A 14,890-nucleotide genomic window follows, 5' to 3' on the forward strand; every position below is an offset into this window, starting at 1 on the left:
ACTGTGTCACCAACAGACAGCGTATCTATCGCAATTCCAAGAGCCGTCGGGTGAAACCACCCCTTCACAGGCATTTATTGAGACGCAGGCAGTATATCCGCTCTTGGGTGTGCCCGACAGTTATTCCAATGACCGAAATTGGGGCGCGAAGCCGTCCGACGGTTTCGAGACGATGAAGCGGTCGGCCTGGGTTCGGTAGTCACCGAAGCGATTGCTTCCGCAGTCTGACAGATAAATAGGGGCTGAATGACCTGCCCACCGGCACCGAGAATGAGCACATTGGTCATTTCGTTTCCTGTCTTATTATTCATTTCCAGATCGGTTTGCGGCGAGCGGCCCCGCCGCAAACGCTCAGGCCAGGTGTTGTTTGAAGAACGGCACCAGGTTATCGAGCGCTAAGCCGACCGGCTCCGGCTTGTCGTAGAGATCGTAATGCGACCAGTCATCCAGTGAGACGAGTTGGCGATCCTTTGAGGCGACGGCGCGGCCATAGGCTTCCATGCCGTCACGGAATGCCCCGAACGCGCCGACCTTTTGGCCGATCACGACCATCACCGGCTGGGTCAGCAACGTCTCGGCAAAGGCGAATGCGTCCCAGGCCAAGGTCTTTTGAGCATGGCTGAACAGCATCCGGGTCCAGCCACCTTCCTTCTGGCCCCGCGGTGTCTTGTAGTAGTCGGTCGCCTCGAACACGTCGCGTTCGGTAAGACCGGCCAGCGTGGCAACGTGCGGACTCGTGGGCAACAGTTCGTTGACCTGAAGTTCGCCGCCGCGCGCTTCCCTGGTGCGCTGCTCCGCCATCGCTTCCAGAGCGCCAAGCGGGTTGTAGCCGCTGAAGCCCTCGCGGAAGAGACGGCCAATATTGACCGGGGTGATGCCGACGACGGCCTTGATGCGCTTTTCCGTCAGGGTGGCGTTGAGCACATAGCCGCCCCCGCCGCAAACGCCGATCACGCCGATGCGGTCGGTATCGACATAGGGCTGCGTCACCGCATAGTCGATGACATGGCTAATGTCCTCGACCCGCTGGGAGGGACTTTCGATCCAGCGCGGGCCGCCGCCGGATGCGCCCTGGAAGCTGGCGTCATAGGCGATGACGACGAAGCCCTGTTCGGCGAGCGCCTTGCCATAGACATTGCCCGAGGTCTGCTCCTTGCAGCTGCCAAATGGATGGACGCTGACGATCGTGGGGTAGGTCTTCGCTTCGTCGAACGTCGGCGGGAACAGGATGTTGGCGGCGATATGCCAGGCCATGTCAGGGTTCTGGATTTGGACGGTTTTCATGTCGTTCTCCTTGTGAGGGGTGTGCGCAATCCATGTGGGCGGACAATGCCGGCCCGCATGACGTTCACCACGCTGCTATGGTTCAGGCCGAGAGCTTGGCCGTGAAGAACGGCGCGAGCACCGAGACGGCCTCGTCGACATATTTCTCGCCGTCGTAGAGTTCCATGTGGTTGGCGCCCTCGACGATGTGGACCGCCTTGTCGGTGCTGGCGGCACGGTCGAAGAGGTCGTCGCTCATCCACTTGCTGCCAGCGACACTACCAGCGACGATCTGGATCGGCTGGGTCAGATAAATGTCAGCCATGTGATAGGCATCGTAGGTAATGATCTGGTTCATACTACGCAGCGTCGCAACGCCCGGCGAGGTCGAGCACTGGGCGCGGGCGGTGTGGTAATATTCCCATGCCTGGCGAAGCTCCTCGTTCGGCGCGTCCGCTTCGTTCACCGGAGCCAGCGGCATCGTCACGGAGCCACCCTTCGCGTCCTCGGTGCGGGCGTTCGAGCCTGCCTCAATATAAGGCAGGGCGTCGATGGATTTGACGTTGTTTTCCCAGCCGTTGCGGAACATCGAACCGATATTGACGGCACTGACAGTACCGATCGCCTTTATGCGTCGGTCCTGGATCGCCGCATTGGCGGTGTAGCCGGCGCCGGCGCAGATGCCCATGGCGCCGATGCGGTTGTTGTCCACGTAGGGCAGCGTCGTCAGGTGGTCGATGACGGCGCTGACATCCTCGGTGCGGATATAGGGGTTTTCGAGCTGGCGCGGCTCGCCGCCGCTTTCGCCCTGATAGGAGGCATCATAGGCGATGGTCACGAAACCGAGCCTGGCGAGCTTGGCCGCATAGGTGCCGGCCGTCTGTTCCTTCACGCCGCCGCCGGGATGCGAGACGACGATGGTCGGATAGATTTTGCTCTCGTCGAAGCCTTCGGGGAAGTTGATCACCGCTGACATGGTGATGGTGGGATTGTTCGAGTTCTTGAAGCTGATCTTGCCCATGGTTTCGGTTCCTTTTCGATGTGAGATCGCATGCCCCTTGCCGATGGAGAAAATCTAGGACAAAACAATTGTCTCGATTAGAGGGATAATTACGCTTGGCCTTATCACGGTGGTGATGAATGAGACGGGATGAGATTGCCGATCTGGCGGCGTTTGTGGTGGTCGCCGAGGAGCGTAGCTTCACCAAGGCGGCTACCCGTCTCGGCATGGCTCAATCCGCGCTCAGCCAAATCGTGCGGCGCACCGAGGAGAGGCTGGGCTTGCGGCTCCTGTCGCGCACGACGCGCAGCGTCGCGCCAACCGACGCCGGGGAGCGGCTGCTCGCAACCCTCGGCCCGATGCTGCACGATCTCGACGGGGCCATCGCCTCGCTCGGCGAACTGCGCGACCGGCCCTCCGGCACGATCCGCATCACCACGGTCGAGCATGCGGCCAAGACATTGCTGCTTCCCGCCATGAAGCGGCTGCTGCCCGACAATCCGGACATATCGGTCGAGATCACCGTCGACTACGGCTTTGCCGATGTGGTGGCTGATCGCTTTGATGCTGGCGTCCGGCTCGGTGGAGAAATGCAGAAAGACATGATCGCCGTGCGGATCGGGCCGGATATCCCGATGGCCATCGTCGGCTCGCTGGACTATTTTCGCGCGCACCCTGTCCCCACCGCGCCGGTGCAGCTCGTCGACCATCGCGCGATCAATCTGCGGCTACCGACCTCCGGCACACTGAACAGGTGGAGACTGATGCGTGGCGGGCGCGAGACGCGCGTCCGCGTAGATGGGCCGCTCGTCCTGAACACAATCGACCTGATCCTCGACGCCGCGCTGGAAGGTCACGGCATCGCCTATCTGCCGCTCGACCAGGTTCAGCCGCACCTCGCATCCAACCGCCTGACACGGGTGCTCGACAAGTTCACGCCCGACCTGCCGGGCTATCACCTCTACTATCCGCACAGGCGGCATGACTCTTCCGTATTCACCGCGTTCGTCGAGGCCGTGCGCTACCGCAGTTGAACAGTTTTGTTCGGCTGACATCAGCTTGAAGAGGGGATGCAAATTGCAAAATTGGAGGTAAAAAGATTCTCGAGCCTCCATTCACCAAAAAAGTCAGCGTCACGACGTAGCCGTCCGAAACCTGCCAATCCGGATACCACCCTTTCACGGATGTCGACAGCATGATCGCGGGAACGACTGCGTCGAGGAAGGCGTTATGCTACGTGAATGTCTACAGTAAAGCGCAAAGCCGTCCGGCAACTTCCGACCTCAATCGCAGCCGTTCAATGGTTGAGGCCTTTTCGCCGAACCCCGACATTAATTTCAGGCCTGTTGCATTGCCTGTTTGAGAATTTTTGTGACATCGCACGTTACACGTTAGATGCCCTCTGCCGCAGAAATGGGAGATCGGAATCTTGCCTCTGCCGAAATTCTCGATGTGCAGCTCGTTCATTGAAGTGACATACTCACTCGATATTATCGAAAATCGATAACGGTACTCGATAGAATGGATGCATGGGGATCATGTGGGCATATGGAACATCAGGATCTGTTGAGTGGACTCATTCGCCTTCACGTTCTGCATCATGCGGCCGAAGGCGAGGTCTATGGGCAGTGGATGATCGAAGAGTTGGCCCATCATGGCTACAAGCTGAGTGCAGGGACGCTCTATCCGATGCTGCGTTCGATGGAGAGGAAGGGCTATCTCACTTCCGAAAAGCAACGTGCCGGCCGCTCCGTCCGGCACATCTATCGGGCGACGCCACTCGGCAGGGAGGCACTGGAGATGGTACGCGGCAAGGTCCGCGAATTGATCGGCGAAATGTTAGAAAATCGCTGAGCCATTTTACCTGCGTTCGCCCCATTGACGAAGTTTGCATCGTCCGGAGATCGTGATGACCGCCCACGATAATTCAGCGCCTACCGCGCGACCGGCTACAGGATCCGTTCTTGAAGTCTTTCGCGTGTTCCTCAAGCTCGGCCTGACGTCCTTCGGTGGGCCAATCGCTCATCTTGGTTACTTCCGCGATGAACTGGTGGTGCGCCGCAAGTGGATCGACGAGGAAGGTTATGCCGATCTAGTCGCACTCTGTCAGTTCCTGCCCGGGCCAGCTTCGAGCCAGGTCGGATTCTCGCTCGGTGTCATGCGCGGTAATGGGTTGCTCGGCGGGTTGGTCGCCTGGCTCGCTTTCACGATGCCGTCGGTCGCAATATTGTTTGCCTTCACGCTCGGTGCAGCGGCATTTGAGGGAGCTGCTGCTGAAAGTGTACTGCATGGTTTGAAGCTGGTCGCCGTTGCCGTGGTAGCGCAGGCGATCTGGGGCATGGCGAAAAGCCTCACCCCCGATCGGGAACGGGCCGGAATTGCCTTGGCGGGGATCGCCATAGTAGTGTTCATTGGCGGCTCGTTGGGCCAGATCGGTGCGATCGCGACAGGAGCCATTGCCGGGCTCTGGCTTTGCCGTGGTGAACTTTCCAAGCCAACGGGCCATCTCCGCTTTCCGGTCTCACGTCGCCATGCGGCGGTAGCCCTCTCTTTATTTTTGGCGCTGTTCGTGATCCCGCCGTTGCTGGTCATGACGACCGGCCATCAGGCGGTAGCACTGTTTGACGCTTTTTATCGTTCCGGCGCTTTGGTGTTCGGAGGAGGACATGTCGTGCTCCCCTTGCTGCAGGCACAGGTGGTGGCACCGGGCTGGGTCACGAACGAATCCTTCCTGATCGGTTACGGTTTGGCGCAGGCTGTACCAGGACCGCTGTTCACCTTTGCTGCCTATCTCGGCGCGGTCATGGGGCCGACACCTCATGGATTAGCGGGGGCTTCCATCGCGCTCGTTGGCGTCTTCCTGCCGGGTCTTCTACTGGTCTACGGAATGCTCCCCTACTGGGATGCGTTGCGATTGCGCCCGACCGCTCAGGCAGCCATGCGTGGCGCGAACGCCGCCGTCGTTGGCATCCTGGGCGCAGCTCTCTACAATCCGGTTTGGACAAGTGCGGTTTTTTCACCACGGGATTTCGCATTGGCGTTGACCGGGTTTCTCCTGCTCACTGTCTGGAAAGTCCAGCCGTGGATCGTCGTCGCGCTCTTGAGCGTCAGTGGTGCGTTGGTTTATGTAATCTGAAAATTCCCATCGGTCTGTTATCAGGCCCGCAACCGAACAGTTTCGTATGCCAGGCTTCGGCAGCTGCAAGATCCGCGAGCAGCAAGAGCATGTAAATTTTGTGCTGTGACATTCGCCTTTTCCGCAAATGGAAATGTCATTTCAGCCCGCCAATCATGCAGCACTCTCGTGACTAAACGCCCCGCATGATTGGTTCCCGTTCGGCAGCGTGCAATGCGGCAAGGCAGCCGAGGAATGGATGCAGTAAGTTATGTCACAAAGGGCATGATATCGATGCTATCACCTGGAAACACCGTGATGTGCGGATGGTCCAGAAACAGCTTGGCCGCAGCCTCGGCGGTTTCAGCTTCCACTACGAGATAACCGCAGAACGGGTTTTTGGCTTCTGCTATGCCGTGCTTTGTCACCCGCGTCGTCTTCCCCACCATGCCGCCGCGATCAACGATGATTGCTGCATTGCTTTCTTCCCATGCCATCCATTGGGCTATTCCCTTGGCATCGACCGCATCCTGCTCGGCTTTTGACAGGCGTCGAAAGGCTGCGAGGTCTTCCGGATTGATCGTATAGACAGCCAGAAATCGGGGCATTGGCGTTCCTCCCTTGGCAATGCACGTTGTCACATTAGCTTTGCTGCGCGGAAATTGACACTGGTCGATCCTGGACGACCTCCCCTCTTCCGTCCCGCCATGGCAAAGCGATAATCTGTTCAAAAGCTGACGTCGTCATTTTGCGCGCCGCGCAACGTGCTAATCTTTTGGCGGGTCATTTGCCGTGTCAGCATGAGAATTCAAATCGACGGGCCCCCGCCGCCGCATTTCTGGTTCAACAGGGGATCCGGCGGGTCCAACCGGAATTTTGGTAAGCGGAGCAAATTTGGTGGCGAATTTCTGTTTCTGATTCAAAGTCGAGAACATGAGCGCCCGGTACCCAGCACATGTAACGGCCCGCGATTGCAGAGAACCGACAAGTAAAATCAGGATTCGGTTGCATCAACGGCAATGCGTTGCCAATGCCCGGATGGTCGTCGTTGCTCAACGATGTGATCGACGTCACCGGGCCGCCTATTTCGGGCCGCAGCGTCTGGTCTTCCATGGCGGTTCAACCGGCCTCTGGCTGAAAACGACAGTGCAGCGGACCGTGCTCCCATTTCTCAGCGGCTTTGAACCATAGGACTGGAGGTTACAGCAGTTTTCGAAGAGTTCGCGGCAGCACCAGAGAACTCCTCACACTGTCGGTAATCAAAGGCAGAGCAGATCAAAGTCACTTCTCTCTTTTTCGTGTAATAATCTGCTTGGCCGCAGACTGAAATCGCACTTTGTTAAGCCTCTTTGTGCGTTGCTGCTGCCAGCCTATAAACCGTCCATGCAGCGTTCATTCATCTCCACCGCATCATCAAATTTTCCTCATAGCGACAACTAAATTCCATATTCGTCGTCGCGGACGAATAGATTACATTACAAGCGCTTCAACTAATCCTTGTCGTTCTGCGTTCTGCAGAATATGATTTTGGGGCTAACTCCTTTATTGAACTTGGGTTTTGGACAGAATGCGCATGAATGACAAACGAGGTTCTGGCGCTTCGAAGCAGCAACATTCGGGAACATCATTCCCAGAGAATGACCGGCCTACGTTAAAGACAATCGCGTTCATGACCGGACTCGGTGTCACGACGGTTTCGCGCGCTTTAAAAGATGCTCCCGAAATCGGACCTGAAACCCGAAAACGTGTTCAGCTTATTGCGCGCCAGATTGGTTATCGTCCCAACCGGGCGGGCGTGCGCCTGCGCACAGGCAAAACGAATGTGATCGCACTTGTCCTCAATACACAGGACGAAATCATGGGCTTTACCAGTCAGGTCATTCATGGCGTGGCCGACGTTCTGGCTGAGACCCAATATCATTTGATCGTGACCCCGTATTTCGACTCCAGAGCGCCCATTGAGCCAATACGCTATATCGTTGAGACCGGCTCCGCGGATGGGATTATTTTTTCACGTACCGAACCCGACGACCAGCGCGTGCACTATCTGATCGAGCATGACTTTCCATTCGCCACCCATGGGCGAACGGATGCAGGCATCGATCATCCATATCACGACTTCGATAATCAAGCATTTGCCCGAAGGGTGGTGGGGGAGCTTTGCGCTCGCGGACGAAAGAAACTTGTACTGTTGGCCCCGCCAGCACAGCTGACCTATTATCGCCATATGGTCAATGGGTTTCATGAAGGCTTGCGGGAATTTGGTTGCGTGGGTTCGCCATTGGAAAGTGTCGATCTCGATACGCCACTTGACAATCTTCGTGTCTATATCGCCAATCTGATGAAGAGCCCTGATCGACCTGATGGCGTCATATGTTCAGGGAGCGCCGCAGCACTCGCAGTCGTCGCAGGCATTGAAGATGCCGGATTGAATATTGGCCAGGACGTTGACGTTGCGGCAAAGCAGTCTACCCAAATTCTACGCTGGTTTCGCCCCGGCCTGATTGTGGTCGAGGAGAGTTTCAAACTGGCGGGGCAACAGCTTGGCAAGGCGATTTTGGGGCGTATCAACGGCGCGGATATAAAGACGCTCCAGACGATAGGATAATAGAATCGGTGGTTAAGCTACAAGCCGCTCCGATGACCCGGCTACACCAGGCCATGCGGAACGGCTTGCACTATTTAGCCCCTGCTAAAGCTAGTTCACAGCCCGCTTTGCTTCTGCTTGCGCCGGACGTAGCAAAGCTTCGGCCGCTGAAATGTCCAGTGCTTCAGGTCTGCTGCACGTTGTCTCAACGTCAACGAAACGCCCCTCCTCGCCTGACTTGAGAATGGCCAGCATGACATCGACACCATGTAATGCACGTTCAAGCGAACAGCGCATGTCACGGCCTTCCAGAATAGAGGCGGCCATGTCGGCCAGACCGACCGTACGATAATTCGCCATCATGCCGTTGGAATGCTCTTCATTCGCAACGCCAAGTGGATGGTTCCAATTTTCAACCGTCGTAGCAGCTTGGCCTGATTTCACCACCTCCACGTCGCCGCCAAAGAAATTGGGATCGGGCAGATATAGCGATCCCTCGGTGCCATAAAGTTCCATGTTTGCGTGGCGATGTGACCAGACATCCCAACTTGCAGACAATGTAATTGTAGCACCTTGCTCAAACTCAAGGAGTGCATGGATGGTGGTCGGCGTTTCAACGGAGATAATTTGGCCCTTGCGCGGTTCCGACAGGATGGTACGCGTCAGCGTCGCGGCTGACGTCAAAGCCGCAACCCGTTTAACCGGGCCGATCAGATTGATCAGATTGGCGATGTAGTAAGGCCCCAGATCGAGGATCGGGCCACCGCCGCGCCTAAAAAAGAAATCCGGATTCGGATGCCAGTGTTCCATGCCATGGCTCATGACATGACAAGTGCCTGATGTGATGCGCCCGACAGTTCCACTGTCAACTGCGCGCCGCGCAAGCTGATGTGCTCCACCGAGGAATGTGTCGGGGGCGCAGCCCACCTTGAGGTTGCGACCATCGGCGAGCGCCTTCAGCTCCAGACCCTGTTCCATGGACAAAACCAGCGGCTTTTCCGAATAGGCATGCTTGCCCGCGGCCAGTATCTGTTTTGTAACGGCATAATGCGCATCAGGGATAGTCAGGTTGACGACGATATCAATGCCGTCATTCTGCAACAGCTCGTCGATGGTCTGAGCTTTTATGCCAAATTCTTCAGCGCGCGCCTTGGCGGCAGCTGGATTAATATCGGCGCATGCGCGAATTTCGATCGATCGAAACATCGGAGCAAGCCGCAGATAAGCCGCCGATATATTTCCGCAACCGATAATGCCGACACCAAGTGTGTTCGTCATTTCCTTCTCCAGATCAAAGTGTCTTCACGGTTTCGAGGGAACGGCTGGCAAACCGGGCATCGTCCGATGGATTGTCGTGCTCCATAATGAAATAGCGGACCGGCGTCTTGCGCAGAGCTGCAAACAAGCCCGCCCAATCGACTGTTCCATGGCCGACATCTTCCCAGCCGTCCTCATTAGCCTTTTCACCAATCACTGCAATATCCTTGACATGCACTGCGAGGATGCGGCCGCCATAGCGCTTGATCCATTCCAGCGGGTCGGCCCCACCCTTGATGATCCACGCGATGTCGGCCTCCCATGCGAGTTCCGGCGACGCATCAAGAATATGTTCTTGCGGAACTGAACCGTCCGGCAGTGCCCGAAATTCAAAATCATGATTGTGCCAACCGAACGCATAGCCTGCCTTGCGATAGGGCTGGCCTGCCGCCGCTAGTCGTTTACCGAACTCCCGCCAACCTGACACCGTCGTCGGTCGGCGATCTGCGTCGAGATAAGGGCAGAAGATCGCCTTCATATCGGCCACCTTTGCAATCTCCAGAACGCGGTCAACTTCGTTTTCCAGCATATCGAGACTGAAATGCCCGGTTGGCATGGATAGTCCGAACGTATCCAGATCTTTCTTCAATTGAGCTGGATTGCCGTAGAGGCTGCCATATCCTTCGACCCTGCTATAGCCGAGATTGCGCAGCATGGCCAAAGTTCGCTCTAAAGGTTGGAAATTGCGGGAACTGTAGAGTTGATAGGAATAACCATTCATGTCTTTATCCTTTGAACCTGAACCTGAATTTTAGCCTGACTTCGACGAGACAAGCTCTCCCCTCACGTCGCGAATTCTTCGCGTCGTCTTTGGAACGTCTCTCGTTTCAGATGTGATGGAAGCGCTATCGCGCTCGTGCGTATCTGTCCATTTAGAGCCTTTCCTCAGACTGAGAATCGAAAAGCGACAGTGCATCCGCTTTGAAGCCGATCTGGACCTTATCGCCGACCCGATAACGCTTGCCGGCCTCCACGCGTGCAGCCAGGACATGGCCGTTTAGCTTGAGCCAGACCAGACTATCTGCACCCATCGGCTCATCCAGATCGACGGTCGCCTCGAAGCCATCTGCGACATCAAGCTTGATATGTTCGGGTCTAACGCCCAGCGTCACCTGCCGTCCCTGTTCCAGCGCGCCGTCATAACCGTCGAGCTGCACCGCGGATTCGCCTATATGAAAGACCGGCTTGCCGCCTCGCGAAGCGATTTCCCCTGAAAAGAAATTCATGGATGGCGACCCCAGGAAACTGGCAACAAAACGGTTCTTCGGGCGATTATAGATTGTCAGCGGGTCATCAAGCTGTTGGACGACGCCGCCTTTCATCACCGCGATGCGATCTGCCAACGTCAAAGCTTCGATCTGGTCATGCGTGACATAAATCATCGTATTGCCGAGCTTCTGGTGCAGGCGCTTGATTTCGACACGCAACTCGGAACGCAGTTTGGCATCGAGATTGGAAAGCGGCTCGTCGAACAGGAACACATCGACATCGCGAACAAGCGCCCGCCCGATAGCGACGCGTTGTCGTTGGCCGCCCGACAAAGCCTGGGGCTTCCTTTGCAGCAATGGTTCGATCTGGAGGATTTCGGCTGCGCGTTTGATGCGCTTGGCGATCTCGGCCTTGGGTAAGCCTGCAACGCGCAATCCGAAAGACAGGTTTTTCTCAACCGTCATTTGCGGATAAAGCGCATAAGACTGGAACACCATTCCGATGCCGCGATCTTTGGGCTCTTGCCAAGTTACATTGCGGCCTTTGATGAAGATGCGGCCCTCGGAAATATCGAGAAGACCTGCGACACAGTTCAGCAAGGTCGACTTGCCGCAACCGGACGGACCGAGAAGCACCAGAAACTCGCCCTCGCTGATTTCCAGATTGAGATTTTGCAGCACATTGACCGAGCCGAAATCGAGCGAAAGGTCCTGGATGGAAATACTGAAATTCATAAGGTTCAACCTTTCACTGCGCCCGCAGCGATACCGCGCACAAAGTAACGCCCCGATAAGAAGTAAACCAACAAAGGCACGGCGCCCGTTAAGATGGTGGCGGCCATATTGACGTTATATTCCTTCACACCCTGCATCGAATTGACGATATTGTTGAGCTGAACGGTCATCGGAAAATTCTTTGTTCCCGCGAACACCACACCGAACAGGAAATCGTTCCAGATTCCAGTCACCTGTAGAATGATCGCAACCACGAATATGGGAACCGACATTGGCAGCATGATTTGGAAGAATATTCGCCAGAACCCAGCACCGTCTACGCGTGCGGCCTTGAAGAGCTCGGGCGGCAGGGCGGCAAAATAGTTGCGGAACAGTAATGTCAGTATGGGCATACCGAAAATCGTGTGGACGAACACTACGCCAGCCAATGTGCCAAATATGCCGAGCTCCCGCGTTATGATGACCAGCGGGTAAAGCATGACCTGATAGGGAATAAACGCCCCGAACAACAGGATCGAAAAGAAGACTTCCGACCCTTTGAACTTCCAGTTCGCCAACGCATATCCATTGACCGAAGCGATGGCGATGGACACGATGACGCTTGGCACCGTGATTTTGACGGAGTTCCAGAATCCGGCGCGTATACCTTCACAATAAAGACCGGTGCAGGCCTGGCTCCACGCCTTGACCCATGGTTCGAACGTGATTTCAACGGGCGGCGCGAAAATATTGCCAAGGCGTATTTCCGGCATGCCCTTCAATGAGGTCACCACCATTACATAGAGTGGCAAAAGGTAGTAAACAGCGGCTACGAACAATATGCAGTAGAGCATGATGGTGGCAGGGGCAAAACGCCGTTTCGGCTTGCGCCCCCAAGGCTGTGCAGCACGACCTTGCGCCACGCCGGCAGGAACTCCGGTTCGCTCCAACGCAGGCTCGATCTTCCGGTTAAGCACTGCTTCCGTCATCGCGCTTTCCTCCGGCTGTATTCGAGCATAGTCCAAGGGACGAGGATAATGACGACAGTCGTCAGCATGACTGTCGAAGCGGCGAGCCCTTGTCCGAGATTTGCCCAGCCGAACATAAAGTCGTAGACATATTTGGCCGGTACTTCCGACGCTATCCCCGGACCACCATTGGTCATGGCGACAACCAGATCATAGAGTTTCACGATACCGGTCGCGATCAGAACCACTGTCGTTACGAGCACAGGCCGCATCATAGGCAGGATGATGAAGAGATAGGCTTTCCACTTCGGAATGCCGTCGACACGTGCGGCTTTCCAGATTTCATCGTCGACATTGCGCAATCCGGCCAGCATCAGGACCATCACCAGTCCAGTCATCTGCCAAAGTCCGGCAATGACGATCGCGTAGATGACATAATTACGGCTTGACAGGATCGCCATCTGGAAATTGTCGAACCCAATATCGCGGATGACTTTTTCCAACCCCAATTGAGGATTGAATATCCATTGCCAGACCAGTCCTGTGACGATGAAGGACAGCGCATAAGGATAAAGAAAGATCGTACGAAACGTATTCTCAAAGCGGATCTTCTGGTCCATCAGCGCCGCCAACAAAAAGCCAACCACCAGTGAAAACCCCATGCAGAGAACACCGTAAATTGCCAGGTTGCGGACAGAGACATGCCAGCGTGAAGCGCCGAAGAGCCTGACATATTGATCGAAGCCGACAAAATTCCACACCGGCAACGACTTGGAGGACGTGAAGGAATAGAGGACCGTCCAGAGGGTGCAACCCACAAAGACCACGAGAACAGTCGCAATCATTGGAAGAGCGGCGATCTTCGCATTCAAATTGCGAAACATCCCGGAGGGCTTTGTGCGACTCCCCTCTTCGATAATGGCCATGATATCCTCCCTGTCCCACTGCCAGAAAATCCGGCGCTGCTCTCCTCAAAGCAACGCCAGATCTTTCAACTGAGCTAATGCGCCTGCTCGATGATCTCGGCAAAACGTTCCTGAATATCATCGACCGTCATGTCGGGATTAGAAAAGAATTCCGCCGAGAGGCTTTCGATCTGCCCCTGCGTATCAGGCGCGCGCAACTGTTCAACCGACGGCACGATATTGTCCGGATTCTTCAGGATATCAATGCCTGCGCGCATGCAACTCGAAGCCGTATCGAGGTCGATGTCGCCACGGATCGGCAATGATCCCTTTGCGAGATTGAAAGCGACCTGCGTATCCTTGGCAACGAGCATGCTCGCCAGTTTGAGTTGAGCCTTAGTGACTTCCGGATCCTTGTTCTTGGGGAAGTATATCGCATCGCCCCCCGTGTCGAGATATTGGTGGACGCCGAGCCCCGGCAAGCAGTCATAGTCCTTCCCCGCGACCTTACCAGCGGTGCCAAACTCGCCTTGCGCCCAGTCGCCCATGATCTGTGTCCCCGCACGGCCCGTCAGCACCATATTGGTGGCTTCGTTCCACGAACGGCCGACATAACCGGGATCAGCCAACGCGCGCGCCTCAGCCAGCGCCGCGAAAACCTTCTTCATTTCAGGACCGCGCGCTGCGTCGGCGTCCTTGTCCTTATTGACTTTGAGGTAGAGGTCCTTACCACCGATGGCCGTCGTTAACACCGTCAGCATGCCATTTACTTGCCATCCATCACCGGTAGCCAGCGGCACAATGTTCTTTTCCTTGAGCTTTGGTCCCGCAGCAACGAGATCGTTCCAGTTCTTCGGTGGCTCCGCGCCAGCGTCTCGAAAAGCTTGCGGGTTGATCCACATCCATTCCCACGAATGAATGTTCAACGGCACACAATAGAGGCGCCCCTCAAAGGTACAGGATTCAAGCAGGCTCTTTGGCCGAATGAAATCAGCCCATCTTTCCTTTTCGGCAAGTTCAGTGAGATCGGTCATCAAACCGCCCTGAACCAGTTCTTCCGCCTGCCGTCCGTGATTGAGTTGGGTAGCGCCCATCGGATTACCACCCAGAATACGGCTGATGATGACGGGACGTGCCGTAGAGCCGCTGCCGGCAATGGCGCCATCGACCCACTTATCGCCGCCGAGAGCATTAAATTTTTCAGCCAGGACCTTGACTGCAGCCGCTTCGCCGCCCGAGGTCCACCAATGCGTCACCTCAAGTTCGGCCGCGAATGCCGACCCGGTCGCTATGCAGCACACCGATGCGACCAAAGCCGCGAACTTAAATCGATACATTTCATATCCTCCCAAATCTGAAACGTTACAGATATCGTATTCAAAACCAACCGGTATGCAAGCGCATAATTTAGGCTCAGCTATAAGCGAATGATTATATTGAATAATGTATTGTTTTTTCGCGGGCCATTAGAAGAAAGATCATTAAAAAGTTGCCCGAATAAGGCGGATTCTCGACAGGAAATTACAATATCTGTAACGATACAGATATCGATCTATCCCACCTCGCATTGTGCACAATATCCCATTGTTTAAATCGTTTTACCCAGAAGTTATAAGAAATTTTCAAACGATTCTTATCGCATTTTCAATTTGCTAAGATCGCTTTATCACCTCACCCCACGACCGTTACGATTTCGAGTAGCCCGTTTCAATCTGCCGCGGCTCGTATGGTCGATACTATAGGCTCGCGCCGTGTGCGCTTGTGAGCATTGTCTTTGGATAACAGCTTGAGAATAAGCGCAGCAGAACCGTTC

Annotated in this window: 15 protein-coding genes; 5 read left to right on the plus strand and 10 right to left on the minus strand. The window is 55.7% G+C overall.

Translation table 11 applies throughout. The features are described 5' to 3' along the window. Window positions 1-199 (plus strand): hypothetical protein (locus FHW00_RS24455; RefSeq protein WP_210276627.1); only part of this gene is annotated, 199 nt, incomplete at its 5' end. Window positions 200-351: 152 nt separating this feature from the next. On the opposite strand, the gene FHW00_RS23140 is transcribed toward FHW00_RS24455, so the two are convergent. Then, complete coding sequence (locus tag FHW00_RS23140) at window positions 352-1,284, minus strand: alpha/beta hydrolase (protein ID WP_078341078.1); 933 nt, start codon at window positions 1,282-1,284, stop codon at window positions 352-354. Window positions 1,285-1,366: 82 nt separating this feature from the next. Beyond that, on the minus strand, window positions 1,367-2,284 hold the full coding sequence (locus FHW00_RS23145) for an alpha/beta hydrolase (RefSeq protein WP_078341077.1): 918 nt from the start codon (window positions 2,282-2,284) through the stop codon (window positions 1,367-1,369). Window positions 2,285-2,403: 119 nt separating this feature from the next. On the opposite strand from FHW00_RS23145, the gene FHW00_RS23150 reads away from it, so the two are divergent. The 3 genes from FHW00_RS23150 to chrA all read left to right on the plus strand — a co-directional run bounded on the left by FHW00_RS23150 (window position 2,404) and on the right by chrA (window position 5,399). Continuing rightward, window positions 2,404-3,297, plus strand: coding sequence for a LysR family transcriptional regulator (locus FHW00_RS23150; RefSeq protein WP_078341076.1), 894 nt, complete (start codon window positions 2,404-2,406; stop codon window positions 3,295-3,297). Window positions 3,298-3,811: 514 nt separating this feature from the next. Then, a complete protein-coding gene (locus FHW00_RS23155; RefSeq protein WP_078341075.1) occupies window positions 3,812-4,117 on the plus strand; it encodes a PadR family transcriptional regulator in 306 nt (101 codons plus the stop codon). Window positions 4,118-4,172: 55 nt separating this feature from the next. Next, window positions 4,173-5,399, plus strand: coding sequence for a chromate efflux transporter (gene chrA, locus FHW00_RS23160; RefSeq protein ID WP_078341074.1), 1,227 nt, complete (start codon window positions 4,173-4,175; stop codon window positions 5,397-5,399). 248 nt (window positions 5,400-5,647) lie between these two features. Here the strand turns inward: chrA and FHW00_RS23165 are convergent, their stop codons facing one another. Beyond that, a complete protein-coding gene (locus tag FHW00_RS23165) occupies window positions 5,648-5,986 on the minus strand; it encodes a hypothetical protein (RefSeq protein WP_078341073.1) in 339 nt (112 codons plus the stop codon). A 235-nt stretch (window positions 5,987-6,221) separates the two neighbouring features. After that, window positions 6,222-6,491: a hypothetical protein gene (locus FHW00_RS23170; RefSeq protein ID WP_139364451.1), complete on the minus strand. Its 270-nt coding sequence runs from the start codon at window positions 6,489-6,491 to the stop codon at window positions 6,222-6,224. Between the two features lie 460 nt (window positions 6,492-6,951). On the opposite strand from FHW00_RS23170, the gene FHW00_RS23175 reads away from it, so the two are divergent. After that, on the plus strand, window positions 6,952-7,986 hold the full coding sequence (locus FHW00_RS23175) for a LacI family transcriptional regulator (RefSeq protein WP_078341080.1): 1,035 nt from the start codon (window positions 6,952-6,954) through the stop codon (window positions 7,984-7,986). Between the two features lie 90 nt (window positions 7,987-8,076). On the opposite strand, the gene FHW00_RS23180 is transcribed toward FHW00_RS23175, so the two are convergent. From FHW00_RS23180 to FHW00_RS23205, 6 genes are all read right to left on the minus strand, one after another. Continuing rightward, window positions 8,077-9,243 carry a Gfo/Idh/MocA family protein gene (locus tag FHW00_RS23180; protein ID WP_078341072.1) on the minus strand — a complete coding sequence of 389 codons (1,167 nt, stop codon included), beginning with the start codon at window positions 9,241-9,243 and terminating at the stop codon, window positions 8,077-8,079. A 13-nt stretch (window positions 9,244-9,256) separates the two neighbouring features. Beyond that, window positions 9,257-10,003 (minus strand): sugar phosphate isomerase/epimerase family protein, encoded by a 747-nt coding sequence (locus FHW00_RS23185; protein ID WP_078341071.1) that lies wholly within the window; start codon window positions 10,001-10,003, stop codon window positions 9,257-9,259. A gap of 151 nt (window positions 10,004-10,154) precedes the next feature. Next, window positions 10,155-11,225, minus strand: a complete 1,071-nt coding sequence (locus tag FHW00_RS23190) for an ABC transporter ATP-binding protein (RefSeq protein WP_078341070.1) — start codon at window positions 11,223-11,225, stop codon at window positions 10,155-10,157. Window positions 11,226-11,230: 5 nt separating this feature from the next. Beyond that, window positions 11,231-12,193, minus strand: coding sequence for a carbohydrate ABC transporter permease (locus FHW00_RS23195; RefSeq protein WP_078341069.1), 963 nt, complete (start codon window positions 12,191-12,193; stop codon window positions 11,231-11,233). Then, entirely contained in the window at window positions 12,190-13,098 is a 909-nt protein-coding gene (locus tag FHW00_RS23200) for a carbohydrate ABC transporter permease (RefSeq protein WP_078341068.1), read from the minus strand. Before FHW00_RS23200 ends, FHW00_RS23195 begins: the two co-directional genes overlap by 4 nt. 74 nt (window positions 13,099-13,172) lie before the next feature. Then, window positions 13,173-14,414: an ABC transporter substrate-binding protein gene (locus FHW00_RS23205; RefSeq protein WP_078341067.1), complete on the minus strand. Its 1,242-nt coding sequence runs from the start codon at window positions 14,412-14,414 to the stop codon at window positions 13,173-13,175. Window positions 14,415-14,890 lie beyond the last annotated feature (476 nt).

The sequence above is a fragment of the Ochrobactrum sp. P6BSIII genome (assembly GCF_014138065.1).
Classification (GTDB): domain Bacteria; phylum Pseudomonadota; class Alphaproteobacteria; order Rhizobiales; family Rhizobiaceae; genus Brucella.